The following is a 25,313-nucleotide window of genomic DNA, read 5'->3' as shown; positions in this document are numbered from 1 at the left end:
TGTCGCGATGCCGGAAGTCCGCCTGCGCGGCGAGGGGTTGGTCCGGCACCGCGACACGGGTGAGGTGATCGACCGCCTCCTCCTGCCGGGCGGCGCCACACGTCACACAGTCCGTCAGAGAGCCACCGAGTCCACGGCCGGGGTCCGCAGCATCCGGCGTGCCGTGCCCAGTGCGGCGCCCAGGGTCGCGGTGACCGCGATGGTGATGATGCCGAGCAGGATCCAGAGCGGTAGGTCGGGGATCCAGCGGTCCGCGCGGACCACGCTGTACGGAAGTACCGTGACCGAGCCGGCAAGGGTGCCCAGGACCGTGCCGGTCGCCACGATCAGCAGGGACTCGGTACGGACCATCCCCAGCACCTGGCGAGGTGTCGCGCCGGCGAGCCGCAGTCGGCCGAACTCGCCGCGACGGTAGGTGGTCGAGGCCACCAGGGTGTTGATCAGCATGATGCACGCGAACACGACGATCATGCCGATCACGACGAGGTTGAGCGTCTGGATGCTTTGGTGCTCGACGCTGCGCAGTTGGCCGGACGCGGCGACGGCACGGTCCTCGATGAGCTGGAGGTAGAGGACGCCGGTGCCGATGCCGGTGAACACGATGATCGGCATGAGCGCGCCGGCCGCCTGGCTGGTGCGCTGCCTCAGGTGCTGCACCGTCAGGTAGCCGGACACCCCGCGGCCGCGCAGCACGCGGCCGGTCAGCGCGGTGGCGGCGCGGACCAGGCCGGGAGCCAGGATGGCAAGGCCCATGGAGGTCAGGATGGACGCCTGCGCGGCGATCGGCATGGCGTCCGTGCCCTTGTCGCGGAAGGCCGTGACGGTCAGCACGCCCAGGTAGAGGCCGCCGGTCAGCAGAACGCCCGCCGGGACGAGCCGCTTCCAGGTCATCCGCCCGGGGTCGGCGTCCGCCAGGGACGCCGCGACGCTCCTCCCGGTGGCGTGGCGGGCCGTCCACAGTGCGCCGATCACCGCGGACAGTACGGTGATCCCGAAGCCGACGAGCAGCGCGATCGTGCCGAAGGCGAAGGCGGTGCCTGCGCCGACCTGGCCGGTGTCCGTCAGCAGGCCGAGCAGGGCCCGGCCCAGCAGGTAGGACGGGCCCACCGCGAGCACCGCGGCGGCGACCGAGACCAGTGCCGCCTCGCCCACGATCATCCGTGTGATCTGTGCCGGGGTGGCTCCGGCGCTCTTGAGCAGGGCCGTTTCGGCCGCGCGCTGCCGCACCGACAGCCCCAGGGTGGAGACCACCGCGAACACGACCAGGCACATGCCCCAGCCGCCGACCACACCGCCCATGGTCGTCAGCGTCTCGACACTGGTCGCGTCCACGCCGGTGCCACGGCTGGTGTCCAGCATCGAGGCGAACGACATGACCATCGTCGCGCCGAAGAACAGCACCAGGAAACTGCCCGCGAAGGACCCGGCCCGGCGTCGCAGGGAGGCCCAAGCCAACCAGAGCAACGCCCTCACACCCCTTCGCTGACGCGACGCTCGGCGGCGACCTGGTCGGTGAGCCGGGTCATCGTGTCGGCGACCGTGACGGCGGTCGGCCGGTCCAGCCGCCCGACGAGCCGGCCGTCGGCCAGGAAGAGGACCTGGTCGGCGTGGGCGGCGGCGACCGGGTCGTGGGTCACCATCACCAGGGTCCGGCCGTCGATGCGTACCGCTTCCTGGAGGAGTGCCAGCACCTCGCGCGCGCTGCGGGTGTCCAGCGCGCCGGTGGGTTCGTCGGCGAACACCACCCGCGGCCCGGCGACCAGTGCCCGGGCGATCGCCACCCGTTGCTGCTGCCCGCCGGACAACTGCGAGGGCAGATGGTCGAGCCGGTCCCCGAGCCCCACACGGTTCAGGGTCTCCACGGCCTGCGCACGGTTGACGCGCTTTCCGGCCAACCGCACCGGCAACGTGGTGTTCTGCAGGACGGTCAGCGTCGGCAGCAGGTTGAAGTGCTGGAAGACGAAGCCGATCCGGCCGCGGCGGAACGTGGTGAGCTGGGCCTCGGAGCCACCGCTCATCTCCGTACCGTCCACGAACACCCGGCCGGAGCTGGGGCTGTCGAGCCCGGCGGCGCATTGCAGCAACGTGCTCTTGCCCGACCCGGAGGGGCCCATCACCGCGGTGAACGAACCGCCGTCCAGGGCCAGGGAAACGCCGTCGAGCGCCCGCACCAGGCCGCCCGGTGACTCGTAGTGCTTGGTGACCGCGTCCAGACGCAGTGCGTGGCCGGCGCCGAGTGCGTCGGCGGGCGGTGCGTGTTGAGACATGAGGAAGTCCTTCGCGTCGTGGAGAGGGCGGCCGGCACCCCGGCCAAGGGATCGGAACGACACGGCACGGTCCGTGCCGTTCCGCCGTCAGCATGGATGCGGACCGCTCATGTGTCAACACGGCACGTGCCGTGCTGTACGGTGCTGACATGACCGACCGCCGTGCCGCCCGCGCCGCCGACCTCACCGAAGCGATCATGCGCTGCACGCTGGAGCTGGCCCAGGAGACGGGGTACGCCAAGCTCAGCATCGAGGCGGTCGCTGCCCGCGCGGGCGTCGGCAAACACACCATCTACCGCCGCTGGCCTTCCCGCGGGCTACTGTTCCTCGACGCAGTTCTCAGCCTCAACGAGTCCGGCCTCGCTCACCCCGACACCGGCGATGTCGTCGCCGACCTGCGCGCAGTGATGACCAGGGCCGCGGGCCTGCTCGGCCGTCCGCCGTGGGGGCCGCTCTACCAGGACCTCATCGGCGAGGCCCAGCACGACCCGGCGGTCGCGGCCGCTCTGAACGAGCGCTTCATCGAGCCGCAGACCGCCGACACCCTCGCCCGCTTGCGAGCCGCCAAGGACCAGGGGGAGATCGATCCCGACTTCGACCTGGACGTGGCCATGGACATCCTGTCGGGTCCCCTGTACTTCCGGCTGCTGGTCACTCAGCAGCCGCTTACGGACGCCTACATCGACCGCGTCCTGCGAGCGGTCTTCGCCGGGATGAGTCCCAGGCCGTAGACCGAACAGTGAGGGGTGCCCTCCTCACGTCATCCCTCAGTGGGTGCGCCCTAGTTCGCAGGGCGGAAGTGGTCCGCCGTGACGGACGACGCGTGGGGGCCGGGGGCAGGGCCAGCATGTGGGTCATGTCGACAGCGACCGTCCCTCTTCCCGCCTCCGCACCCGCATCCGCGCCTGTCTGGGCTCGCCGCGCCGCCCATGCCATCGCTCTGTGTGCCGTCCCGTCCGGGCTGTGGCGCGTCGCCATGGCGTCCGGGGTTTACGTGGGTTACAGCGACCAAGTGCTGCGTGACGTCTTCGGCATCCCGGGCTGGGGCATCGCCTACGTCGTCGGGCTCTCCGTGCTCGCCGAGGTGGCCGCGCTGTTTCCGCTGCTGCTCGTCAGCGAGCGGTGGCGGCCGTTGCCGAGCAGGGTCGTCGTTCCGCTGGCCTGGACCGTCTCGGGTGTCCTGGTCCTGGTGGCTCTGTGGCAACTCGTCGTCGCTTTCACCGTCGAGAGTCAGACGTACATGTCGAGCGGTGCGGCACAGACGGTCTGGGGGTTCACCTTCGCACCGCTGTTCGCCATTCCGGTCCTGATGACCGCGGTGACCTGGTCGTACGCGAAGCGGCACCGGGCACGGGGGCGGGCGTAGCCGCAGGCGGCCCAACAGGCGTGAATCGCGTGGGAAGATGTCGGTCGTGACCGATACGTCGCCCTTAGTTGTCGCCGAAGGCAAGGCGCGCGTGCGTGGGTTGGGGGCCCGTGCCGCCGTTGCGCTCGTGTTCGGGTCGTCCGCCGCCGTGCTCGTGGTCGAGATCGTCGCTCTGCGGCTGCTGGCTCCCTACCTCGGGCTCACTCTCGAGACCAGCACCATGGTGATCGGTATCGCCCTCACGGCGATCGCCGTCGGGTCGTGGCTCGGGGGAAAGATCGCCGATCAGGTCGATCCCCGGCGGCTTCTCGGGCCCTCGCTCGGGGTGTCGGGGGCGGTCGTGGGGCTCACCCCCGCCGTGCTGCGCACCACCGCCGAGTGGGCGCCGACGGCGCTGTTGTTCATCGCGTCGCTGACCATCCTTGTGCCGGGCGCGCTGTTGTCCGCGGTGACGCCGATGGTGACGAAGCTGCGTCTCACCAGCCTCGCCGAGACCGGGACGGTCGTCGGACGGCTGTCCGGCGTCGGCACCGTCGGGGCCATCTTCGGCACCGTCCTCACCGGCTTCGTCCTCGTGTCGCGGTTGCCGGTCAGCGGCATCCTGATCGGCCTCGGCACGCTGCTGGTGGCCGGATCGGCGCTGGTCGAGTGGCGCACGCGCGGGTGGAGCGGTGCCCCCGCCCTGGCCCTCGTGATCGTCGCCGGGGGTCTCGCCACCGCGGTCGCGCCCGGTGGCTGCGACGCCGAGACCCGGTACCACTGCGCGCGGGTGGTCGCGGATCCCGAGCGGGACAGCGGGCGCACGCTGGTCCTGGACGGTGTGCGGCACTCCTACGTCGACGTCGACGATCCGACCTTCCTGGAGTTCGCGTACGTGCGCGCCATCGCGTCCGTGGTCGACTCCGCGTTTCCCAAGGATGAGCCGCTCGCCGCCCATCACCTGGGCGGTGGCGGGCTCACCCTTCCCCGGTACCTCGCCGCCACGCGGCCCGGGACCCGCAGCCTCGTCTCCGAGATCGACAGCGGCGTCGTACGGATCGACCGGGAGCGGCTCGGTCTGAGTACGGTCGCCGGTGTCGACGTACGCGCCGAGGACGGCAGGCTCGGGCTGCGGCGCCTGGACGCCGGCAGTCGGGACCTCGTCGTCGGCGACGCCTTCGGGGGCGTCAGCGTGCCGTGGCACCTCACCACGGTGGAGGCGATGACCGACGTACGGCGGGTGCTGCGGGAGGGCGGGCTGTACGTCGCCAATCTCATCGATCACGGGGGACTGGACTTCGCGCGTGCCGAAGTCGCCACCCTCGGCGAGGTCTTCGAGCACGTCGTCCTCGTCGGCGAACCCGTTGACATCGGCCTCGAACCGAGCACCGAGCCCGACGGCGGCAACCTGGTCGTGATCGCCTCCGACCGGCCCGTCGACCTGCGTGCGGCGCAGCAGGCGCTCGACGGCCGGCGGACCGGCTGGAAGATCGCCAGCGGTGACCGGCTCACCTCCTGGATCGGCGACGCCCGACTGCTCACCGACGACTACGCACCCGTCGACCAGCTCCTCCAGCCGGCCGCCACGCGGCGCGGCCCGTGACGCAGGACCGGCGCGCTCAGCCGATGGGTGCCGGCATCGGCTGGACGTCGTACTGGAGGCGGATCGTGTCCCCGGTGGCGGGGTCGGCCAGCTCCACGCTCCAGCCGTCGGCGAACTGGTCGACGCCGGGGGTCATGGGGATGGTGCCGGAGATCAGGACGGTGCCGGGCGTCAGCCCGCCGCGTGAGCGCAGGACGTCGATCCAGTAGGCGGGGGCGAGGAGTTCGGCGAGGGTGCCGTGCTGGATCTCCGTCGACGTGTCGCCGTGGGTGACCCAGGCGCGCAGGGTGAGGTCGTCGAGGCGGGACTCCACGTCGGCCAGGCGCCAGGCGCGGCGGGCCAGGACGTCGGGGCCGGCGTTCTTGCTCCAGGCCACGCCGTGCACCTCCAGGTCGCGGTCGGTGTGGTCGCAGGCGGCGGTCAGCAGCAGCTCCCCGTCGTCCGCCACGACCAGTGCCCACTCCGCCTCGCCGGAGGTGTGCCCGTGCTGCGCCTGGACCCGGTCGGTCTGCTGGGCGAGGTAGGGGGAGACGGGGTACAGAGCGGGCGTCACGGACGGGCCGGGCACGCCCAGCTCGGCCAGCTCCGCGACGTGTGCGGCGACGTCCTCCTGGCTGCGTCCGGCGTACCCGGCGTTGAGGACCTGCACGACGTCGACCTCGCGCGTCGATCCGTCGGGCAGTTCGAAGGTCAGCAGCACGGCCATGAGGGCACTCCCAGAGTTCGGTCCATTGATCGGGTCACGGGCCTGTTGATCGGGTCCGCGGTGAATCTCTCGCGCAAAGGGTTGCGCATACGACCTGTATACAAGAAGTATGCCGGGAGGTCGATGTCCCCCGACGTCCCCGAGCGAGGATGGGAACCATGCGCGACACCCCGAAGGACGACACGAAGGACGGCACCACGCCGCCCGCGCGGCACTCCGGCGTCCGCCGGGCCTTCGTCGCGAGCCTGACCGGCACGGCGCTGGAGTGGTACGACTTCGCCGTCTACTCCGCCGCGGCCGCCCTGGTCTTCGGCGACCTGTTCTTCCCCTCGGAGGACCCGCTCACCGGCACGCTCCTGGCGTTCTCCACGTACGCGGTCGGCTATGTGTCACGCCCGCTGGGCGGGTTCGTCTTCGGGCGGCTCGGTGACGTGATCGGCCGCAAGAAGGTGCTGATCGCCACGCTGGTGCTCATCGGGGCGGCGACATTCCTGATCGGCGTCCTGCCCGCGTACTCGACGGCCGGCGTGGCCGCCCCGATCGCCCTGGTCGTGCTGCGCTTCGCGCAAGGCGTCGGCGTCGGCGGCGAGTGGGGCGGTGCCGTCCTGCTGTCCAGCGAGTTCGGGGACCCGCGCCGCCGCGGCTTCTACGCCTCCGCCGCCCAGGTCGGCCCACCGGCCGGAAACCTGCTGGCCAACGGCGTCCTGGCGGCCCTCGGCGCGCTGCTGACCGAGGCGCAGTTCGAGTCGTGGGGCTGGCGTGTGGCGTTCCTGTTCTCGGGCGTTCTCGTCGCGTTCGGGCTGTGGATCCGGGCGAAGCTGGAGGAGACCCCGGTGTTCAAGGCGATGGAGGCCGAGCAGTCCCGGCCCCAGGCGCCGGTCCGCGAGGTCTTCACCACCCAGCCCCGCGCGCTGCTGGCCGCGATCCTGTGCCGCGTCGGCCCCGACGTGCTGTACGCCATGTTCACCGTCTTCGTCCTCACGTACGCCACCCAGGAACTCGGCATGTCACGCGGCTCCGCCCTCGCGGCCGTGCTCATCGGCTCCTCGATCCAGGTCTTCCTCATGCCGCTGGCGGGCGCCCTCTCCGACCGGGTCAACCGCCGTCTGCTGTACGGCGTTGCCTCGGTGGCCGCCGGTGTGTGGCCCTTCGTGTTCTTCCCGATGATCGGCGGCGGCACCTGGCTGCCGCTCGCCACGGGGGTCGTCGTGGGCCTGGTGATCCACTGTTGCCTGTACGGTCCGCAGGCCGCCTTCATCACCGAGCAGTTCGCGCCCCACCTGCGCTCGACCGGCTCGTCCCTGGCCTACACCCTGGCCGGGATCATCGGCGGCGCCGTCGCCCCGCTGCTGTTCACCAGCCTGCTGAGCGCGTACGGCACCTGGGCGCCGCTGGCCGTGTACATCGCCCTCGCCTCGGCCGTCACCCTCGTCGGCGTCTGGCTGGGGCGCGACCCCGACGCCGCCCTCGGCGAGGATGCCGCCCTCGCCGCGCCGAAGGCGGACACCGTCCCCACCCGCCTCTGAGGAGGACACACCGTGCGCATCGCCCTGAGCCAGCTCACCACCGGCCCCGACCCCGAGAAGAACCTCCTGCTCGTCGAGGAATGGACCCGGCGCGCCGCGGACGCCGGAGCCCGTGTCGTCGTCTTCCCTGAGGCGACGATGGCCTGCTTCGGCACCCCGCTGGCACCGCTCGCCGAGCCGCTGGACGGACCGTGGGCCGACGGCGTCCGGCGGATCGCCGCCGCCACCGGCACGGTCGTCGTGGCCGGCATGTTCACCCCGGCCACCAGGGGGCGGGTGGCCAACACCCTGATCGCCACCGGGGCCGGGGTCGAGGCCTCGTACGACAAGATCCATCTGTACGACGCCTTCGGATTCCGTGAGTCCGACACCGTCGCCGCGGGCTCGGCCACGACGGTCGTCGACGTGGACGGCGTACGGCTGGGCCTCGCCACCTGCTACGACATCCGTTTCCCGGAGCTGTTCCGGGCGCACGCCGACGCCGGTGCCGTCGCCACGCTGCTGGGCGCGTCCTGGGGTGCGGGGCCGGGCAAACTCGAGCAGTGGGAGCTGCTGGCGCGGGCCCGTGCGCTGGACGCCACGGTGTGGCTCGCCGCCGTGGGCCAGGCCGATCCCGGCACGGGCGCCGGAGCGGGTTCCGCGCCGACCGGGATCGGGCACAGTCGCGTCGTCGGACCCGACGGGACCGTACGGCACGCGCTGGGCGCCGGGCCCGAGCTGCTGGTGGCCGACCTCGACGTGGACGAGGTCGCGGCGGTCCGGCAGCGGACGTCCGTGCTGGCGAACCGGCGCCCGGAGGTGTGGGGGTGGTGAACACCTTCCCCTGACCCCGTTACGGGACGCCAGGTTTCCCCGAGGCGGGGCACGCAAATGCCCCGCCCCTCAACCCTCCAGCAATACCTTGAGCGTCGACTGCAGATGATGGTCGATGGCCGCCCACGCGGCCTGCGCGTCACCGGCCTCCAGGGCGTCCAGGATCGCCTCGTGTTCCCCGAGCACCGCTTCCTGACGTCCCTGACGGCTGACGAGGGCGGCGACCCCGGCGCGGACCTGGCGGCTGCGCAGGCCCTCGTAATGCCGGTCGAGGAGGGTGTTGCCGACGGCGGAGACCAGGGCCGCGTGGAAGCAGTGGTCCACGGCGATGAACTCCCGGGCCTGGTCGGCACCGGTGAGCCCGCGCTGCCGTTCCAGCAGGGACCGCAGCTCCGCCACCGGCGCTCCCCCACCCGAGACCAGCTCCTGGGCGGCGTACCGCTCGACGATGCCCCGCAGCTCCATGAGCTCGCGGATCTCCCGTCCCGTCAGGGGGGAGACCCGGGCGCCCCGCTTCGGCACCAGCTCGACCAGGTCCTCGGCCGCGAGCTGCAACAGGGCTTCCCGGATGGGCGTGCGGGAGACGCCGATCCGGTCCGCGAGCTCCTGCTCGGACAGGAAGGCGCCTTGCATCCCGGGATCCGTCAGCACCGTGTCCTTGAGATACGCGTACGCCTTCTCCCGACCGGACGTCACGGCAGCAGCCCCCAGCTCTCGCATACACCTTGTATACGAACGGACGCTACCACGCGGCCCCCCTCGGGGAGTCTCTCCGTGCGCTCGGTGACCGACCGTCACGCCGCTTTTACGGGGCGAGGAGTACGCTCGGGGGACCGAGGGCATCAGGCACGCCGGTGGCGGACCGGCTCCACCCCCGGTGACCACCGGCGGTTCATCGCATCGCCCAGAACGGTCCCGGCGTCCCCCTCGAACGGCCGCACTCCTTGGGTTCAGGCATCCCCGAAGGGCACAGCGGAAGCGGGCGCACTTCGCATCAGAGAGAACTCATGTGATCAGCACAGCCCCGGCCGCATCGGCCGCGCTCCCCCTTCCCCTACTCCGCCTGCGCCTCGCACCCCACGGCGTACTGCCGCGCCGGATCGACGGGGTGTGGTGGCCGCACTCCCGCGACCTGCTGGCACAGCTCCCGCAGCTGCTCGCCGCGCTGCCGATCGCGTGGGGCGACATCGTCAGCGTCACCGTGAAGGCCACCGCCTGGACAGCGGCACCCGGGCGCATGCTCGTCGCCAACCAGGTCGTACGCCTGAACAAGTCCGCCGCACCGCACGCCCCGAACACCGTCGTCCTGCTCTCCCCCGGCCTCGGCCGCTGGGACCTGCTCGTCGTGCCGCCGGACACGACGGAGGAGGCCGCCGGCCCTCTCATGGCCGCCGCGCTCGACGTCCACGCGCCCGGCACCGACGGGGGAGTCTGAGGCGTCACTCATGTGGGCGGGGCACCACTCCGCCGGGCCCGCGTCCGGGCCTAGCCCGCACCGCCGCGCCGCCGCCGCTTGCGGTCCGCCCGGCCCGGCGCGACCACGCCGTCGCGGTTGTAGTGGTAGTCGGCGGTCCGGTTGCCGTGCTGTGAGTTGAGCCGGTGGATGAGGAAGGCGCCTGCCGCGATCACTGCCATCAGCGCGATCACGGTGACCAAGATGTCCATGACCCTCACGCCCTCGTCAGCAGGAGCGGTGCGGAACCGGCCGGGGACATGCAGGCCCGTGCCCGGAATGTCCTCGGTTTCTTCAGCGTACTCCTCGCGGCGCCCGCGGTGCGTTCTGGATCTCTGGGGAGATGCGGGTCCGCGGAGGTGGGAGGAGGGTGGAGGAAGGGGTGGCCGCCCGCCGAGCCTGGGCGCGCCTGATACCGCTGACCGCACTTGAGGCCATTCATGGAAACCGAAACGCAAGCCACTCTCGTCGCGGCCCTCGCGACCGGATACGCCCTGGGCCGCACCAAGAAGGGCAAACTCGCCATCGGGGTCGCCTCCGCACTCGTCGGCCAAGGGCTGTTGAGCCCCAAAGAGTTGATGACTCGGGCGCTGAGCAAGGCGTCCGAGAACCCGCAGGCCGCGCAGTTGCTGAATCAGGTCCGCGGCGAGCTGATGGACTCCGCCCGCACCGCGCTGTCCGCGACCGCCGACCGCCGCTTGGGAGCGCTGGCCACCTCGTTGCAGGAACGCACCGAGTCCCTCCTGGGCCGACCCGACGAGGAAGAGGAAGAAGAAGAGGACGAGGAGTCGCCCGAGGACACGGAACCGGACGACGAGGAGGAGGAAGTAGAAGAAGAGGGCGAGGAAGAGGAAGAGGAGGAGGAGCCGGAGGCAGAACCGGAAGCGGAGGAAGAGGAAGAGGAAGAGGCGCCGCCGCCCCCTCGGAAGCGGGCCAAGAAGAGTCCCGCGAAGAAGGCCGCCACCAGGACAGCCCCGGCGAAAAAGGCTCCCGCCGCGAAGACCGCGAAGAAGAAGGCCGCCCCTTCGAAGCCGGCGGCGAAGAAGGCCGCCGCCGGCAAGGCAGCCGGCCGCGGCAGCCGTAGGAGGTAGGTCATGGCGAAGACGGAGGAGAAGTCCACTTCAGCCGGCGCCTCCGGCATGGACCAGCTCAAGGAGCAGCTGGCCGCGTTCGCCTCGGCGAAGGGCCAGCGGATGGCGGACAAGGCCGGGGAGAAGATCAGTGGCCTTGCGCAGGGTCTGGGGGACGTCGGTGACGGCAACAGCACGTTGCTCAACGTCGGCAAACGCGTACTCGGCGAAGGGGAGTCGCCGGTCAAGGCGTTCCTGAGCGAGAAGGCGGGGGACGTGAAGGACAAGGTGGTCGACACCGTGAAGGGCGTCTTCGGTGGCGGTGGCAAGTCGGGGAGCGTCAAGGTCACGAACATCGTCGAGGTCGTCGACGTCGGCAAACCGGTGCGCACCGTGTACGACCGCTGGACCCAGCTCGAGGAGTTCAGCTCCTTCACCAAGGGTGTGCAGAGTGTCTCGATGTCGGATGAGGTCGAGAGCAACTGGAAGGCCAAGATCGCTTTCTCCAACCGCAGTTGGAAGGCGACCGTCCAGGAGCAGGTCCCCGACGAGCGGATCGTCTGGAACTCCGAAGGGGGCAAGGGCACCACCCGCGGTGCCGTCAGCTTCCACGAACTGACCTCGGACCTCACGCGCGTCGTCGCCGTGGTCGAGTACTACCCGTCCGGCTTCTTCGAGAAGACCGGCAACATCTGGCGCGCGCAAGGACGTCGCCTGCGCCTCGACCTCAAGCACTTCCTGCGGTACGCCACTCTCTCCGACGACGAGGAACTGGAGGGCTGGCGCGGTGAGATCCGCGACGGCGAAGTGGTCCGCTCGCACGAGGAAGGTCTCGAGGACGACGAGGACGACGAGGACCGCGAGGACGACGCAGACGCCGATGCCCAGGACGAGGACGAGGAAGAAGAGGAGTACGACGACGAGGAAGAGGATGAGGACGAGGACGAAGAGGGGCGGTAGGCGAGACCGGGCCGACGGCGCGTGGACGCGTCGCCGGTGCCGGTCTCACGGTGTCTCACGATGAGGCATCACCGCACTCGCCGCGTGTGCCCGTATCCGGTTCGGTAGCCGGGCCCGCGGGTCGCCCGGTTCCCTTCGAAGCTCTCCCGGCGCCCATAGCCCTCGCGGTCCTCGCGCGGGCGCACGAAGTCGGAGACGTGCATCTCGCGGCCCGCCAGGTGGCCGACGACCAGACCGACCAGACCGAGGGCGGCGACCACCACGAACGCCGTGAATCCGCCGAAGTATCCGGCGAAGCCGAGTGCGAGGCCGGTCAGGAGCCCCGCCGTGGTTGTGTTCATGGCTCGTTCCCCATCTCGTGTGCGGCTCCCCCTCGGGAGGGGCGGGGCGGGTCAGTCGACCCGCTGCCGGTTGCGGTCGTTCTCGCTCTCGCCCTCGTTCTCCTCATCGGCCTCCGGCAGGGCGACGTCGTTGACGTCGATGTTCACCTCCAGTACCTCCAGGCCGGTCATGCGCTCCAGCGTCGCGATCACTTCGGCGCGCGTCTCCGCCGCGACCTCGGTGATGGGGTAGCCGTAGTCGGTGACCACGTCCAGGTCCACCACCACCTGCAGTTCCCCGACCTCGACGCTCACGCCTCGGGTGACGCTCGTCCGGCCGCCGGGCATACGGTCGCGGACACCCCCGATGGCGCGCGTCATGCCCGAGCCGAGGTGGTGGATGCCGGGCACCTCACGGGCCGCCATACCGGCGATCTTCGCCGCCACGACGTCCGCGATCGTGGTCCGTCCCCCGGGCTCCGAGCCGGCGCCGCCGGTCCGCTTCTCGTCCTCGGCCGCACGGACGTCCCGCTTCGGGTCGTGCTGCGGCATGGTTCCCGGGGTCGGCCTGGCGCGGTCCGATGCCGGGCTGTACGTCGTATGCGTCATGACGTCCTCCTGAGCGACGAGTGACGGTTCGGGGGCACCTGGTCGGCGCCCTTCATAAAGTTCGACACGAACCAGGCGAAATCGTCACACTTGTCTGTGATCTGGCTCACGTATCCTGGGCTCGTGGCAGGACGCGCCCGACCGCGTCACGTGGGAAGCGGACAGTGGATGTGGGGAGCGATCTCGACGAAGCGGACGACCGGGTCCTCGCCGTCCGCGCCTCCGAGGCCGACGAGGACGCCTTCGCGGTGCTCGTGCACCGGCACACGGCCCGGTTGCTCGCACTGGCCTGTCACATGCTGGGCAGCCTCCCGGACGCCGAGGAGGTCGTGCAGGAGGCCTTCACCAGCGCCTGGCGGCGCCTTCCCGAGTTCCGGGGGGACGCCACCTTCCACACGTGGATGTACCGCATCGTCACCAACCGCTGCCTCAACCTCCTCCGCGGACGCACGCCCTCCCTTCCCCTGGACTCCGTCGCCGAGCCCTCGGCCCACGACGCGACGGGCGAACCGGAACGCAGTGCCGAGAACGCCGCGGCGGCGGCCGCGCTGTCCCGCGCACTCGGGGGCCTGCCCGCCGGCCAACGCGCCTGCTGGATCCTCCGGGAGCTGCACGAACTGCACTACGAGGAGATCGCGCAGGTGCTGGGGGTGAGTGAACAGACCGTACGCGGCAGGCTCTTCCGGGCTCGGCGCACGCTCACGAAGGAGATGGCTCCATGGCGCTAGAGGCACGGTTCCCGGCCGACGAGCGACTGCCGTGCGCCCGCCTGCTGAGCGACGTATGGGAGCGGGCGCGCACCGGCCGCGATCAGGGCGACGCCCACACGGACGGGTGCGTGTACTGCCGGGACGCCGTCGAAGGGCTGACGGCCCTGGACCGCGCCACCGACGCGCTGCGCACGCGAGGGCCGAGCGCCCGCGCCCTCGTGGAGAGAATCGTCGCCGCCGTACGCGCGGAGGTACGGCTCGGGCGGCTGCTGCCCCTGGACGATCCGACCGGAGAACTGCGCATCGCGGAGACCACAGCGGCCGGTGTCCTTCGCCGCGCCGCCGGACGGGTTCCGGGCGTGCTGGCCGCCAGTTGCCGGCTGGCCCCGGGCGCCGCGGGGGCGGAGAGCCGGGTGACCGTCGCCATGACCCTTTCCGTCACGCTCGACCAGCCCCTGCCGGGCAGGACGGCGCAGGTGCGACGAGCCGTGGCCGACGCGGCGGCCCACGAACTGGGCCTCGCCGTCGACGCGATCGACCTGAGGGTCACGGCCGAGTGGGAGCGTCCGCACGCGGCGGGCAGCCGTGCCTCGGGGCCCGGGGCGGCAACATGACGGCCGTCGACCCGAGGAGCGTGGAACGCGCGGTCGCCCACGCCGCGCTGTCGGTGCCCGGAGTGGCCGGGCTCCAGCCGGGCCTCGGCCGCTCACTGGCCGCCGCGGCCCACGCGCATCATTCTCCCGGCACCGCCTCTCCGGCTCCGGGCGCCGGCGTCCGCGCCCGGTACGCGCGCGAGAGCGGCGTCTGGCACGTCGAGGTCCGCTGCGTCCTCACCGGGGGCCGCCGCGCCCTCGACACGGCGCGCGCGGTCCGCGCCCGCGCCCAGGCGGCCGTACACGAGCAAGCCGTACACGCGGACACGTCCCGGTACGGCACGGCCGGGGGCGCGCAGGCCCCTCCGGGAGGCTGCGTCGTCGCCGTCACGATCACCCGCATCGTGGGGGACGTACAGGGGGCGGACGGCTGTGGAAACACCGGGCCGGAGGAGGGGGCCGGAGTAGAGTGATCGCCTCCTGATCCGCTCGCACATCGAGGTCGCCATGGAGTCCCCCGACGCCCCCTCGCGCGGTTACGCCGAGGTTCATGTCACCGCCTCGTCGCCCGATGCCGCCCGGCGCGTGGCGGAGGTCCTCCGTCGTTGCTTCGCCGCCACCGAGCAGCGCAGCTACCCCGCGGGCGCCGAGGGCGGGACCCGTCTCGAACTCACCGTGGACACCACGCGCGCGGCGGAGCCGGCCCGCTCATGGCTGGAGTCCAGCCGCTGGACCGGGCACGCCGACCGGGAGCCCGGGCGGGACTGACGAGGAGGTCCCGGCCCGACACCACCGAGGAGGCAGCGGAGCCGGTCCCGGCCGTCACGCTCAGCGACGGTTCCTGGCGTGGCAGGAGTACGGTTGATGCGAGGAGGGGTCCCGAACGGGCAGGTGAGCGCGATGCCAGGTCCCCCGGCTCCGGCAGGTCTCCTGGCGGACGGTGCGTACGAGTCGGCGCGTCCCGGAGCGGTGGCCTTGCGGCTCACCACGACGCACGAGCGCAACGGCATTCTCGACGGTGCGTGGTGGCCCCGTTCCAGGAGTCTCACCGGCGAACTGCCCGGCCTGATCAGCGCGCTGACCGAGCGGCTCGGGCCGATCACGCGGATCGGCCTGGACGCGGCGGCCTGGGACGAGCTGCCGACGCGGGTGACCGTCGACGGTCGTGTGGTCAACGTCGACGCCTTTCCCGTGGGGGACGACACCGCGCTCGTGACCCGAGGGGACCAGGACATCTTCTCCCTGCTCGTGGTCCCGCCGGACACGCCTCGTGAGACGGCGCGGGCCGCGATGGCCGAAGCGGTGCGTGCCGGAAACCCCAGGCAGGCCCGGCAGATCCTGATCGACACCGGCACCGGCACGGACCGGGCCCTCCGGACCGGGCCGCCCCCCGCTGAGGGCACTAGGCGCCAGGACCGGTGACTCCCTGTACCCGGGTCCCTGGCCGTTCCGTCGAGGGCCGGGATGGCCGGCGGACGGTCTGCGAGGATGGGCCGCATGGATGTGCGGAGCAGGAACCACGTGACGGTGACCGGGCGGGCCGGTGCGCCGGTGGTGATGCTGGCGCACGGGTTCGGGTGCGACCAGAACATGTGGCGCCTGGTGCTGCCGATGCTCGAACCGCACTTCACCGTCGTCCTCTTCGACCACGTGGGCTCCGGGAACTCGCAGCTCTCCGCGTGGAGCCCCGAGCGCTACGGCTCACTGGACGGGTATGTCGACGACGTCCTGGAGCTGTGCCGGGAACTGGCCCTGGGTCCCGTCACGTTCGTGGGACATTCGGTGAGCGCGATGATGGGCGTGCTGGCCGCCGCGCGAGAGCCCGAGGCGTTCGCCGGGCTCGTCCTGCTCGCGCCCTCGCCCTGCTTCGTGGACGACCCGGAGACCGGGTACCGGGGCGGCTTCAGCGCCCAGGACATCGAGGAGCTGCTGGATTCCCTGGACGCGAACTATCTGGGCTGGTCGGGCGCCATGGCGCCGGTGATCATGGGGAATCCCGAGCGTCCGGAACTGGGTGAGGAGCTGACCAACAGCTTCTGCCGCACCGACCCGGACATCGCGCGGGTCTTCGCCCGGGTGACGTTCCTGTCCGACCACCGCCGGGACCTGGCCCGGGTGGGTGTGCCCACGCTGGTCGCCCAGTGCTCCAACGACGCGATCGCCCCGCCGGAGGTGGGCGCGTTCGTCCACGCGCGGATACCGGCGAGCCGGCTGGTGACGCTGAACGCGACCGGGCACTGCCCCCAGCTCGCCGCCCCGCAGGAGACCGCCGCGGCCATCGCCGCGTTCGCGGGGAGCGCCGGATGATGTGCAGGACCGGGGACCAGGAGGAGAGCAGGGGCCCCGAGGAGGAGCGGGAACCGGCCGACGAGCGGGCGCAGTTCTCCGCCCTGCTGGAGGACAGCGCCGAGGACCTGTACGAGCACGCGCCCTGCGGCTACCTGTCCACGCTGCTGGACGGACAGATCGCGAAGGTCAACGCCACCCTGCTGGACTGGCTGGGCTACGAGCGCGGAGACCTGGTCGGCCGCAAGCACTTCGCCGACCTGCTGACCGTCGGCGGGCGGCTCTACCACGAAACGCACTTCGCCCCGCTCCTGCGCATGCAGGGCGAGATCAAGGGCATCGCCCTGGAGCTGAAGGCCGCCGACGGCTCCCGGCTGCCCGTGATGGTCACCTCGACCGTGAAGACCGGCGGCGACGGGCAGCCCCTGCTGATCCGCACCACCGTCTTCGACGCCCGCGACCGGCGCGCGTACGAGACCGAACTGCTGCGCGCCCGCAAGGAGGCCGACCTCGAACGCGACCGCCTCAAGAGCCTGAACGCCACCCTGCAGAAGACCCTGCTGCCACCCGCGCTGGCGAACATCCCCGGCCTGGACGTCTCCGCGCACTACCACATCGCCTCCGTCGACGAGGTCGGCGGCGACTTCTACGACCTCTTCCCCCTGGCGGCCGGCGCCTGGGGGCTGTTCCTGGGGGACGTGTGCGGCAAGGGCGCCGCCGCGGCGGCCATCACCTCCCTGGCCCGCTACACGCTGCGCGCCGCCGCCGTCTACAACCCGGCGCCGGCCACCGTCCTCGCCAACCTCAACACCGTCCTCAACCACGAGTACAACGGCACCGACCCCCGCTTCTGCACCGTCGTCTTCGGCCTGCTCACCCCCGACGAGGAGCGGGGCGGCTTCCGGGTCACCCTGGCCAGCGGCGGGCACCCACCGGCCCTGCTGATGCGCGCCGACGGCACCGCCGACTACCTGCACACCCCCGGCGGCCAGCTCATCGGCGTCCTGCCCGACGCCCACATCGTCACCACCGCCGTCCACCTCGCCCCGGGCGACACCCTGCTCCTGCACACCGACGGCCTCACCGAAGCCCACACCGCCGCCAGCGGCGAGGAGCGCTACGGTGACGACGCGCTCCTCGACTTCGGCCGCGACCTGGCTCCGACCACCGCGTCCGAGACCGTCGACGCGATCCGCGACCTGCTCGACACCTTCGGCACCGGCGTGGACGACGACACCGCCGTCCTGGCCATCCACGTGCCCCGGCCTCCCAGTGAAGAGCAGCAGTGACCGAGAATCTGACCGTCCATGTTCGTGCCGGCACCACCGGAGCGGTCATCGAACTGGCAGGAGAACTGGACCATCACACCGCGCACGAGGTCCGCGCCGCGCTGCCGGGACTCGGACTGCGTCCGGGCCAGCTGCTCGTCCTGGACCTAGCGGGGCTCACGTTCTGCGACTCCAGCGGCCTCACCGTACTGATCGCCGCCCGCAACCACGCCCTGGCGGCCGACGCGTCCATCGCGCTGGCCGCGGTCCCCGAACGCGTCAGCCGCGTCTTCCGCGTCGTGGGCCTGGACCGGGTCTTCCCGACCCACCCCACCGCGCGGGAGGCCGAGGCCGCCTGGCGGACCCCGCCAGGCTGACCTCGGCCTGCCTGTCAGGCGCTGGTGTTCTTGTTGCGTCGGCGGGTGACGATCACCGCGCCGGCGCCGAGGACGAGTGCCGCGCCGCCCGCCAGGGCGATCTTCGGCAGGGCGTCGTTCGAACCGGTCTGGGCGAGGGAGCCGGTGGTGGTGGTGCTGGACGTGTTCACCGGGGTGGTGGAGGTACCGCCCTGTCCGGTGGGACTGTTGGGGGCCGGCTTGTCCTTCGGGTCCTCGGGCTTGCCCGGGTCGCCGGCGTTGTCGCCGCCCTTGGGCAGGATCTGGAAGGCGTAGTCGTCCAGGTCCGGGTAACCGCCGCAGGAGCCGTCGTCGTTGAGGTAGTCGGCCGTGACGTAGACCGAGCCCTGTCCGGCCAGGACGTCCGCATCGACCTTCAGCCGCAGCTTGACGTCGACCGAGGTGTCCGCCTTGAGGGAGCCGATGGAGGTGCCGCCCAGCAGGTCGGCGTCGCGCCACGTCGGGTTGGCGGCGGTGGACCACTCCAGGTCGAGGTAGGAGTCCAGCTCCTTGTAGCCCTTGGTGTCGAAGCCGTGGGCGGACGCGAACGGGTACACCTCGTCCAGCGTGCCGCCGGTGCCGTTGGTGACGCGGAGCGTGAAGGTCTCCGTCGTGCCGCCGACGACCTTGTCCGGCAGCCCGCTGACGACGGCGGTGAGCTCGGACGCGGCGACGCACTCGCCGCCCGGCTCCTCGCCCTCCTCGGCCTCCTCGGCGTCGGAGAGGGCCTTCTCGGCGTCCTTCAGCTTCTTCTTGGCTTCCTTCATCGCCTTCTGGAGGAGGCCGATCTTGCGGGCCTGGTCGACGCGTTCGTCGTCGTGAGCGGTCTGCGCCTCGGTGACCTTCGTATCGGCGGCCGTCTTGGCCTCCGCGGCCTCCGTGGCGGCGGTCTTGGCCTCGTCCAGCGCCGTCTGCGCCGCCGCCTTGTCCTCGTCGGTGGTGGCGGCGTCCAGCTTGGCCTGGGCGTCCACCACGGCCTGGTCGGCCTCGGTCTTGGTCTTGGCGGCGGCCTCGGCGACCTTCTCGGCCTCGATGACCGCGGCCTTGGTCGGGTAGGTCGCCTCGTTCATGTCCTCCCCGAAGAACTTGACGGCGTCGTTCTCCGCGATGACGGCGGCGTCGTACTCCTTCTGCGCGCGTTCGACGGCCTGCTTCAGCTCTTCGATCGTCGGCTTCGCCTTCTGCGTCTGCGCGGCAGGCTTCTCGTCGGCGAAGGCGGGCGCCGACGACAGGAGGACGACCGGAGCGGTCACGGCAGCGGCGACGGCGGTCGCGAGAACACGGCGAATCTTCACATGGACCCCTGGTCGGGTGGCGAAAGGAAGCGAGGGGCGTCGCACTCACGGAATCTTCACGCGGCGCGATGCTCCGGCGATGGTATGGCCTGCTTGATCGAGGTCACAGGGGGTTTCCCGCGCCCATGCCGGAAAAGCCTCCACGACGTATGAACAAACGGCACGTACGGGCACAGTTGCCTTCGTAGGCCGCACTTATTGTGTGAGCCATGTCATCGCCCGTCGCCACCACGCCGCTTCAGGTGAGGGCGAGTTCCGCGGCGCCGAAGGAGACGTCGAAGCGGTCGCACCAGATGCTGACGCTGCTGTAGCGGGCCGGGTCGATGTCGGCGGGCACGGTGTAGTTCTGGCTGCCCTTGTTGCCCTTGAGCTTGCCCAGGCCGACGTGCTGCCCGTCGTCGAAGACGTGCCAGCCGGCCCGGCCCTCCTTGACCGGTGCGTCGGTCAACAGGACGCGCAGGTCGGGGCCGTTGCTGGTGTCGAGGTCCTCCAGGCGCACCACATGGGAACCGTCGGCCAGCCGTACGAGCTTCACCGTGCCGGAGGTCGCGTGCTCGTGGCTGATCAGGTCGCCGGCGGCCAGGGTGACGGGCTCGGCGGGGGGAGGGGTGGTGGAGGGCTTCCTGGACGACGGCCCCTGGGCGGGGGCGCGTGAGGCGTCCACGTCCGCTGTCGCGGGCAGCGCCTCGTTGACCGTCTCGTCCTGCCACAGCTTCCACGGCTGGAACCAGTACAGCCCGAGGCCGGCCGCGGCGACCGCCACCAGCAGCACGCCGCCCACCCACGGCCTGACCCTCGCGCTTCGTCCACGTCCCATACCGTCCGCCTCCCGGGGAGAATGCCGCGTCGCTTCCGTATCGCTTCCATTCAACGGACGGAGCGGCCGGGCCGCGTCGTTCGGCGGATGACGAAACCCTTACGTCCGCCGTCTGTCCCGTCGGGTTGTCCAGGAACTTCTCCTGGATTGTCCGTGATCTGTAACGGACGGATCCCGTGCCCGCTTTTCGTCGTCATGCCAGGTGGACCCGGGTTACCGGGGTTCGTCGGGGAACTGCGGGAAGGCGGGGCGGACATGGCGCGGCACAGTGGTGGGCGGGGCTGGTACGGCAAGGTGGTCGGGGCCGCCCTCGGGGTGACGATGCTCGCCGTCGGTGCCTCGGTGTGGACCGCGCAGGCCGATGCCGTGGGCAGTTCGGCGCCGAAGGCGTCCGCGTCTCCCGCGCCGGGCGGTGCGGTGAAGCCGGTCGACGTGACCATCGCGCACGCCTCGGACGCGGGGGCGCGCGGCGTGAACATCACCATCGACGACGGGCCCGACCCGGCGTGGACGCCCCAAGTGCTCGACCTGCTGGAGGAGTACGGGGTGAAGGCCACGTTCTGCGTGACGGGGACGCAGGCGCAGGCCCACCCGGACCTCGTGAAGAAGGTCGTCGCGGCCGGGCACCGGCTGTGCGACCACTCGGTGTCGCACGACACCGCCATGGACCAGAAGTCCGAGGCGTACCAGTCGAAGGAGATCCTCGACGCCGAGCGGATGATCATCAAGGCATCGGGCGGCGTGCGGCCGATGTACTACCGGGCTCCCGGCGGGGCCTTCACCCCCTACAGCCGCAAGCTCGCCGCCTCCCACGGGATGCGCCCGCTGGGCTGGAACGTGGACACCAAGGACTTCGAGCGGCCGGGCACGGACGCCATCGTCGAGACCGTCCAGCGGGAGCTGGCCAACGGGCCGACGCTCCTCTTCCACGACGCGGGCGGCGACCGTTCGCAGACCGTCGAGGCCCTGCGTCGCGTTCTTCCGTGGCTCAAGGAGCAGGGGTACTCGTTCGGGTTCCCCGTGCGTTGATGCCGGTCGGTCCGCCCGAGCGGCCCTCAGAGGGCGGCCGCGGCCGGGGTGGCCCGGCGCCCCCGCAGATCCCCCGCGAAGAGGAGGGCCAGGCCGAGCAGCGCCCAGCAGGCCAGGATGAGGGCGGGGGTTCCGGCGGACGTGCCGTCGAAGAAGGCGTTGGCGCGCAGCAGGCTGCCGGCGGCTCCCGGTGGCAGGAGCTGACCGAAGGCGGCCCAGCCGTCGGGGAGCCAGTGGGGGCCGCTGGCCAGGCCCGAGAGCGGGTTGCCGAGCAGCATGACCACCGCGGCGCCGAGGCCGAAGCCGGGCAGCCCGAAGAGCGATTCCAGGCCGAGCAGCGTCATGACCAGGGCGGCCATGCCCAGGGACATGCCGAGCGCGGTGATCAGGTAGTCCCCGCCGAGTGAGCCCGTTCCGTACTGGAGGAACGCGGTGACGGCGAACCCCGCGACGACGGCGAAGACGGCGCCGCCGACCGCGCGCAGCCGCAGTCCGGAGTGGCCGGGGAAGAGGCGGGAGAGGAGCACGGCGGGGAACATGCCGCCGAAGATCATGGGCAGAGTGGCGGAGGCGAAGCCCGCGCCCCTGGGATCGTCCTCGGGGAACGGCTTGAGGTCGGTGACGGTGATGTCCGCCTGCTGCTTGCCCGCGAGCGCCGTCGCCGTGCCGGTCAGTGTCGCGGCCCCCTGCGGGCCGCCCGCCGTGGCCGTGTAGGCGGTGACCTGGCCGGGGGCCAGGACCATGCCGCCCATGACGTCGCGGTTCTCGATCGCCGACTTGAGGTCGGCCTCGTTCTCGTACGCGGTGACGTCCCACTTGTCGCCCTGGAGGGACTCGCTCACCGCTGTCGTGGCCTTCTCCGGGCCGGTGACGCCGACGGGCAGGTTGTGCGGGCCGCTGCTGATCGAGGGCAGGGCGAAGGCGCACAGCATCACGACGACTACCGCGGCCAGGCCCACCACGATGACGGCGAGCTTGGTGCCGGCTTGCTGGGTCATGGGCGGGATCCTTGTCAGAAGGGGCTTCAGGGACGACCGAGATTAATTCATCATCTGTTGAAACAACGATACATGGTAAGTTGATGGCTGTGTCAAACATCGAGTTCACCGCCTCCGGTCCCGTGCGCGAAGAACTCGTACAGGCCGCGCTCCGCGCCGCCCGGGCGCGCGACCTGGCCGTCGGTGATGTCTCGATGCAGGCCATCGCCCAGGAGGCGGGCATCTCGCGCAGCACCCTGCTGCGCCGGCTGGGCGGCAGCCGGCACGCCCTGGACGAGGCGGTCCGCGCCGCCGGCGTCGACCCCGGCGGGCAGCGGCCGGTGCGCGAACGGGCCCTGGAGGCCGGCGCCGCGCTCATCGGCGAGCGGGGGCTGTCCGCACTCTCCCTCGAACGCGTCGCCGCGCGGGCCCAGTGCTCGGTGCACAGCCTGTACGCCGCGTTCGGCGGCCGGGACGAGATGCTGCTGGCCGTCTTCGAGCGCTACAGCCCGATCCTCGACGTCGAGGCCGTACTGGCGGCCCCGTCCGCGGATCTGCGCAGCACCGTGCGGACCGTCTACTCCCTCATGGCCGCCGCCCTGAGCCGTGAGCCCCGGCTCCTGCCCGCCGTCTACGCCGAAGTGCTGGCCCGGCCGCACGACGACTCCGTACGGCCGATCACCGAGCAGTTCATCCCGCGGATGTTCGCCAGTGTCGGCCGGTGGCTCACCGCCGAGATCGAGGCGGGGCGCATCCGTGACCTGCCGCCGCTGCTCCTCATGCAGCAGATGACCAGCCCGCTCATGGTCCACTTCCTGATGCGGCCGACCACGGACCGGATGCCCCACCTCTCCGCCCCGCCCGTCGAGGACGTCTGCGACACGTTCGCCGACGCGTTCCTGCGCGCCGTCACACCGCCGCGGGACGAGCCTCCGGGCGCGTGACGGCGCGGCGCCGGGCCGGTACGCCGAGGGTCGGGTTGGCGACTCCCCAGGCGGCGCCCTTGCAGACCAGTTCCTTGTAGAGGGCGGCGAAGCGTCCGGTCAGGGCGGCCCGTACGGCGCGGTCGTCGGCGGTGACGTACTGGATCAGTCCCTCCCGGCGGCCCAGCGAGATGCACTGGTTGAAGTAGCGCAGCGGCGCGTTCGGGAGCTTGCCGCCGGTCAGGCGGGCCGCGATGGAGTCGGCGGCCTGCCAGGCGGTGGGGGTGCCCGAGGCGCACGACATCCGCAGCGGCTGGTCGCCGGGGCCCGCCGCCATGGCCGCGTCGCCGATGGCGTACACGTCCGGGTGGGAGACCGAGCGCATGGTCCCGTCGACCACGATCTGGCCCGTGTCGGTCACGTTCAGGGTGGTGGCCCGCGCGATGGGGTGGACGGCGAAGCCCGCGGTCCACAGGGTGACCGCGGCCGGGATGGTGGTGCCGTCGGCGGTGGCGACGTGGTCGGCCGCGACGGAGGTGACCGCGGCGTTCTCGTACGCCGTGATGCCGAGGGTGCCGAAGACCTTGCGCAGGTGGCGGCGGCCCTTGGGCGAGAGCCAGTCGCCGAGACCGCCGCGCGCGGCGAGGGACACGTCGAGGTCCGGGCGGGCCTCGGCGATCTCGGTGGCGGCCTCCAGGCCGGTCAGGCCGCCGCCGACCACGACCACGGACTCCCCGGCGGCCAGCCCGGCCAGCCGCTCGCGCAGCCGGAGCGCTCCCGGGCGGCCGGCGATCTCGTGGGCGTGCTCGACGGCGCCGGGCACGCCCTGGTGGTTCCAGGCGCTGCCGAGGGCGTAGACGAGGGTGTCGTACTCCAGCTCCCGGTCCTCGCCCGGACGGTCCGGGTCGGTGACGGCGACCGTCCTGCGGCCCACGTCCACGCCGGTGACCTTGGCGAGCCGCACTTCGACACCGGTGCCCGCGAACATCTCGCCGAGCGACCGGGGCCTCAGCTCCTGGCCGACCGCGAGCTGGTGCATCCGGACCCGTTCGACGAAGTCGGGCTCGGCGTTGACGAGGGTGATGGCGACATCCTCGCGGCGCAGTCGCTTCGCGAGGCGCCCGGCGGCGATGGCACCGGTGTATCCGGCGCCCAGGACGACGATGCGGTGCTGCATTTCCCTGCTCCTTGTCTCCGGTGTCCGACGGTCTCCGGGGTCCGGAGCCCTTCGGCGGGTCGCCCCTTGAACCGGGCGGCCCGCCGTTTCCTGACAGGAGCGGGATGTGATGCGCGTCACATGCGCATGGGTGGTGGTCAGAAGGCGTTGAACAGGGGTTCTCCGTGGTCGGTGGAGGCCCAGCGCAGGGTGGCGCGTTCGAGCTTGTCGGGGTTGACCTGGTTGCGGAACCCGGCGATGCCCTCGGGGGTGACCTCCAGGCACATGACACCGATGACCCGGCCGTCCACGACGGCCACCACGGCGGGGTCGCCGTTCGCGGTGTCGGCGTAGATCCCGACGGTGCCGCCGGCCAGGGCCCGCTTGGCCTTGCCGGGCTTGAACAGGCCCCGCATGAACGTCGCCACCGCGCGGGCACCCTCGAACGCCTTGGCCCGGGCCGGGACCTTCCCGCCGCCGTCGCCGATCGACACGGCGTCCTGGGTGAGCAGGCGGACGAGCGGTTCGGTGCGGCCGCTGGTGGCCGCGGCGAGGAACTCCTCGACGACCCGCCGGGCGGCGGCCTCGTCGATCTCGGTACGGGCCCTGCCCTCGGCGACGTGCTTCTTGGCGCGGTGGAAGATCTGCTGGCTGGCGGCCTCGGTGAGGTCGAGGATCCCGGCGATCTCCCGGTGCGCGTAGCCGAACGCCTCGCGCAGGACGTACACCGCGCGCTCGCCCGGGGACAGCCGCTCCAGCAGGGCGAGTACGGCGAAGGAGACCGACTCGCGCTGTTCGGCCGTGTCGGCCGGGCCGAGCATCGGGTCCCCGGCGAGCAGCGGTTCGGGCAGCCACTGACCGACGTAGGTCTCCCGCCGGGCGCGGGCCGAAGTGAGCTGGTTGAGGCAGAGGTTGGTGAGCACCTTCGTCAGCCAGGCCTCCGGGACCTCGACGCGGTCGGTGTCGGTGGCCTGCCAGCGCAGATACGTCTCCTGCACGGCGTCCTCGGCCTCGCTCGCGGAGCCGAGGAGGCGGTAGGCGATGGCTTCCAGACGGGGCCTGGACGCCTCGAACCGTTCCACGTCGTTCATGGTCAGGGCCATGGGCCGGATCCTAGCGGCCGCGGTGGCCGCTCTCCGTGCCGGACGGGTCGGCCGGTGGCCGGGCCCTCCCTTCAGGGCACGGCCACCGG

The 25,313-nt window shown here is 71.7% G+C and carries 30 protein-coding genes; 18 read left to right on the top strand and 12 right to left on the bottom strand.

Annotation, left to right across the window (positions count from 1 at the left end; genetic code table 11):
• Positions 1 to 114: 114 nt before the first annotated feature.
• Together ACFC1X_RS18645 and ACFC1X_RS18640 are read right to left on the bottom strand one after the other, a co-directional pair.
• Complete coding sequence (locus tag ACFC1X_RS18645; protein ID WP_376354965.1) at positions 115 to 1,464, bottom strand: FtsX-like permease family protein; 1,350 nt, start codon at positions 1,462 to 1,464, stop codon at positions 115 to 117.
• Between the two features lie 5 nt (positions 1,465 to 1,469).
• Positions 1,470 to 2,267, bottom strand: coding sequence for an ABC transporter ATP-binding protein (locus ACFC1X_RS18640; protein WP_376354963.1), 798 nt, complete (start codon positions 2,265 to 2,267; stop codon positions 1,470 to 1,472).
• 149 nt (positions 2,268 to 2,416) lie between these two features.
• Between ACFC1X_RS18640 and ACFC1X_RS18635 the strand changes: the two genes are divergently transcribed.
• The 3 genes from ACFC1X_RS18635 (at position 2,417) to ACFC1X_RS18625 (ending at position 5,215) form a co-directional block, all read left to right on the top strand.
• The gene (locus ACFC1X_RS18635; protein WP_376354961.1) at positions 2,417 to 2,998 is read left to right on the top strand and encodes a TetR/AcrR family transcriptional regulator; all 582 of its coding nucleotides are present in this window, start codon (positions 2,417 to 2,419) and stop codon (positions 2,996 to 2,998) included.
• Between the two features lie 245 nt (positions 2,999 to 3,243).
• Positions 3,244 to 3,633: a hypothetical protein gene (locus ACFC1X_RS18630; protein WP_376354959.1), complete on the top strand. Its 390-nt coding sequence runs from the start codon at positions 3,244 to 3,246 to the stop codon at positions 3,631 to 3,633.
• Between the two features lie 37 nt (positions 3,634 to 3,670).
• Positions 3,671 to 5,215, top strand: coding sequence for a fused MFS/spermidine synthase (locus ACFC1X_RS18625; RefSeq protein WP_376354957.1), 1,545 nt, complete (start codon positions 3,671 to 3,673; stop codon positions 5,213 to 5,215).
• 16 nt (positions 5,216 to 5,231) lie between these two features.
• Here the strand turns inward: ACFC1X_RS18625 and ACFC1X_RS18620 are convergent, their stop codons facing one another.
• The gene (locus tag ACFC1X_RS18620; protein ID WP_161332745.1) at positions 5,232 to 5,921 is read right to left on the bottom strand and encodes a DUF2848 domain-containing protein; all 690 of its coding nucleotides are present in this window, start codon (positions 5,919 to 5,921) and stop codon (positions 5,232 to 5,234) included.
• A gap of 158 nt (positions 5,922 to 6,079) precedes the next feature.
• On the opposite strand from ACFC1X_RS18620, the gene ACFC1X_RS18615 reads away from it, so the two are divergent.
• On the top strand, positions 6,080 to 7,447 hold the full coding sequence (locus tag ACFC1X_RS18615; RefSeq protein ID WP_376354955.1) for an MFS transporter: 1,368 nt from the start codon (positions 6,080 to 6,082) through the stop codon (positions 7,445 to 7,447).
• Positions 7,448 to 7,459: 12 nt separating this feature from the next.
• The gene (locus ACFC1X_RS18610) at positions 7,460 to 8,260 is read left to right on the top strand and encodes a carbon-nitrogen hydrolase family protein (RefSeq protein WP_376354952.1); all 801 of its coding nucleotides are present in this window, start codon (positions 7,460 to 7,462) and stop codon (positions 8,258 to 8,260) included.
• Between the two features lie 69 nt (positions 8,261 to 8,329).
• Here ACFC1X_RS18610 and ACFC1X_RS18605 read toward each other — a convergent pair whose 3' ends face one another.
• The gene (locus ACFC1X_RS18605; protein WP_376354950.1) at positions 8,330 to 8,980 is read right to left on the bottom strand and encodes a GntR family transcriptional regulator; all 651 of its coding nucleotides are present in this window, start codon (positions 8,978 to 8,980) and stop codon (positions 8,330 to 8,332) included.
• Positions 8,981 to 9,269: 289 nt separating this feature from the next.
• Between ACFC1X_RS18605 and ACFC1X_RS18600 the strand changes: the two genes are divergently transcribed.
• Positions 9,270 to 9,695 (top strand): DUF5994 family protein, encoded by a 426-nt coding sequence (locus ACFC1X_RS18600; protein WP_376354947.1) that lies wholly within the window; start codon positions 9,270 to 9,272, stop codon positions 9,693 to 9,695.
• Between the two features lie 50 nt (positions 9,696 to 9,745).
• Here ACFC1X_RS18600 and ACFC1X_RS18595 read toward each other — a convergent pair whose 3' ends face one another.
• On the bottom strand, positions 9,746 to 9,925 hold the full coding sequence (locus ACFC1X_RS18595) for a hypothetical protein (protein WP_376354944.1): 180 nt from the start codon (positions 9,923 to 9,925) through the stop codon (positions 9,746 to 9,748).
• A gap of 228 nt (positions 9,926 to 10,153) precedes the next feature.
• Between ACFC1X_RS18595 and ACFC1X_RS18590 the strand changes: the two genes are divergently transcribed.
• Together ACFC1X_RS18590 and ACFC1X_RS18585 are read left to right on the top strand one after the other, a co-directional pair.
• On the top strand, positions 10,154 to 10,804 hold the full coding sequence (locus ACFC1X_RS18590; protein ID WP_376354941.1) for a hypothetical protein: 651 nt from the start codon (positions 10,154 to 10,156) through the stop codon (positions 10,802 to 10,804).
• 3 nt (positions 10,805 to 10,807) lie between these two features.
• Positions 10,808 to 11,743, top strand: a complete 936-nt coding sequence (locus ACFC1X_RS18585; RefSeq protein WP_376354939.1) for an SRPBCC family protein — start codon at positions 10,808 to 10,810, stop codon at positions 11,741 to 11,743.
• A gap of 68 nt (positions 11,744 to 11,811) precedes the next feature.
• On the opposite strand, the gene ACFC1X_RS18580 is transcribed toward ACFC1X_RS18585, so the two are convergent.
• Together ACFC1X_RS18580 and ACFC1X_RS18575 are read right to left on the bottom strand one after the other, a co-directional pair.
• Entirely contained in the window at positions 11,812 to 12,084 is a 273-nt protein-coding gene (locus ACFC1X_RS18580) for a hypothetical protein (protein ID WP_376355183.1), read from the bottom strand.
• A gap of 51 nt (positions 12,085 to 12,135) precedes the next feature.
• Positions 12,136 to 12,672: an Asp23/Gls24 family envelope stress response protein gene (locus tag ACFC1X_RS18575; RefSeq protein ID WP_376354937.1), complete on the bottom strand. Its 537-nt coding sequence runs from the start codon at positions 12,670 to 12,672 to the stop codon at positions 12,136 to 12,138.
• 170 nt (positions 12,673 to 12,842) lie between these two features.
• Here ACFC1X_RS18575 and ACFC1X_RS18570 point away from each other — a divergent pair, with 170 nt between their 5' ends.
• From ACFC1X_RS18570 to ACFC1X_RS18535, 8 genes are all read left to right on the top strand, one after another.
• Entirely contained in the window at positions 12,843 to 13,400 is a 558-nt protein-coding gene (locus ACFC1X_RS18570) for an RNA polymerase sigma factor (RefSeq protein ID WP_376354934.1), read from the top strand.
• Positions 13,391 to 13,996 carry a hypothetical protein gene (locus ACFC1X_RS18565; RefSeq protein ID WP_376354933.1) on the top strand — a complete coding sequence of 202 codons (606 nt, stop codon included), beginning with the start codon at positions 13,391 to 13,393 and terminating at the stop codon, positions 13,994 to 13,996. The genes ACFC1X_RS18570 and ACFC1X_RS18565 overlap by 10 nt, the downstream gene beginning before the upstream one ends.
• A complete protein-coding gene (locus tag ACFC1X_RS18560) occupies positions 13,993 to 14,448 on the top strand; it encodes a hypothetical protein (protein WP_376354931.1) in 456 nt (151 codons plus the stop codon). Before ACFC1X_RS18565 ends, ACFC1X_RS18560 begins: the two co-directional genes overlap by 4 nt.
• Positions 14,449 to 14,482: 34 nt before the next feature.
• Positions 14,483 to 14,743, top strand: coding sequence for a hypothetical protein (locus ACFC1X_RS18555; RefSeq protein ID WP_376354928.1), 261 nt, complete (start codon positions 14,483 to 14,485; stop codon positions 14,741 to 14,743).
• A 132-nt stretch (positions 14,744 to 14,875) separates the two neighbouring features.
• Positions 14,876 to 15,397: a DUF5994 family protein gene (locus tag ACFC1X_RS18550; protein WP_376354926.1), complete on the top strand. Its 522-nt coding sequence runs from the start codon at positions 14,876 to 14,878 to the stop codon at positions 15,395 to 15,397.
• A 75-nt stretch (positions 15,398 to 15,472) separates the two neighbouring features.
• The gene (locus ACFC1X_RS18545; protein ID WP_376354923.1) at positions 15,473 to 16,282 is read left to right on the top strand and encodes an alpha/beta fold hydrolase; all 810 of its coding nucleotides are present in this window, start codon (positions 15,473 to 15,475) and stop codon (positions 16,280 to 16,282) included.
• On the top strand, positions 16,282 to 17,550 hold the full coding sequence (locus tag ACFC1X_RS18540) for a PP2C family protein-serine/threonine phosphatase (RefSeq protein ID WP_376355169.1): 1,269 nt from the start codon (positions 16,282 to 16,284) through the stop codon (positions 17,548 to 17,550). The genes ACFC1X_RS18545 and ACFC1X_RS18540 overlap by 1 nt, the downstream gene beginning before the upstream one ends.
• On the top strand, positions 17,547 to 17,906 hold the full coding sequence (locus ACFC1X_RS18535; protein ID WP_376354921.1) for an STAS domain-containing protein: 360 nt from the start codon (positions 17,547 to 17,549) through the stop codon (positions 17,904 to 17,906). The genes ACFC1X_RS18540 and ACFC1X_RS18535 overlap by 4 nt, the downstream gene beginning before the upstream one ends.
• Before the next feature lie 14 nt (positions 17,907 to 17,920).
• Here ACFC1X_RS18535 and ACFC1X_RS18530 read toward each other — a convergent pair whose 3' ends face one another.
• Together ACFC1X_RS18530 and ACFC1X_RS18525 are read right to left on the bottom strand one after the other, a co-directional pair.
• Positions 17,921 to 19,219 (bottom strand): LPXTG cell wall anchor domain-containing protein, encoded by a 1,299-nt coding sequence (locus ACFC1X_RS18530; protein ID WP_376354918.1) that lies wholly within the window; start codon positions 19,217 to 19,219, stop codon positions 17,921 to 17,923.
• A 238-nt stretch (positions 19,220 to 19,457) separates the two neighbouring features.
• Positions 19,458 to 20,036, bottom strand: a complete 579-nt coding sequence (locus tag ACFC1X_RS18525) for a DM13 domain-containing protein (RefSeq protein WP_376354916.1) — start codon at positions 20,034 to 20,036, stop codon at positions 19,458 to 19,460.
• 255 nt (positions 20,037 to 20,291) lie between these two features.
• Between ACFC1X_RS18525 and ACFC1X_RS18520 the strand changes: the two genes are divergently transcribed.
• Positions 20,292 to 21,065 (top strand): polysaccharide deacetylase family protein, encoded by a 774-nt coding sequence (locus ACFC1X_RS18520; protein WP_376354913.1) that lies wholly within the window; start codon positions 20,292 to 20,294, stop codon positions 21,063 to 21,065.
• A 26-nt stretch (positions 21,066 to 21,091) separates the two neighbouring features.
• Here ACFC1X_RS18520 and ACFC1X_RS18515 read toward each other — a convergent pair whose 3' ends face one another.
• The gene (locus tag ACFC1X_RS18515; protein ID WP_376354911.1) at positions 21,092 to 22,063 is read right to left on the bottom strand and encodes a hypothetical protein; all 972 of its coding nucleotides are present in this window, start codon (positions 22,061 to 22,063) and stop codon (positions 21,092 to 21,094) included.
• A gap of 83 nt (positions 22,064 to 22,146) precedes the next feature.
• Here ACFC1X_RS18515 and ACFC1X_RS18510 point away from each other — a divergent pair, with 83 nt between their 5' ends.
• A complete protein-coding gene (locus tag ACFC1X_RS18510) occupies positions 22,147 to 22,986 on the top strand; it encodes a TetR/AcrR family transcriptional regulator (protein WP_376354908.1) in 840 nt (279 codons plus the stop codon).
• On the opposite strand, the gene ACFC1X_RS18505 is transcribed toward ACFC1X_RS18510, so the two are convergent.
• Positions 22,952 to 24,142, bottom strand: coding sequence for an NAD(P)/FAD-dependent oxidoreductase (locus ACFC1X_RS18505; RefSeq protein ID WP_376354905.1), 1,191 nt, complete (start codon positions 24,140 to 24,142; stop codon positions 22,952 to 22,954). The genes ACFC1X_RS18510 and ACFC1X_RS18505 overlap by 35 nt on opposite strands.
• Before the next feature lie 137 nt (positions 24,143 to 24,279).
• On the bottom strand, positions 24,280 to 25,224 hold the full coding sequence (gene sigJ, locus ACFC1X_RS18500; RefSeq protein WP_376354902.1) for an RNA polymerase sigma factor SigJ: 945 nt from the start codon (positions 25,222 to 25,224) through the stop codon (positions 24,280 to 24,282).
• Positions 25,225 to 25,313: the final 89 nt, after the last annotated feature.

The organism is Streptomyces sp. NPDC056128, from assembly GCF_042263835.1.
GTDB lineage: Bacteria > Actinomycetota > Actinomycetes > Streptomycetales > Streptomycetaceae > Streptomyces.
This window is presented reverse-complemented; position numbering and strand designations above follow the sequence as displayed.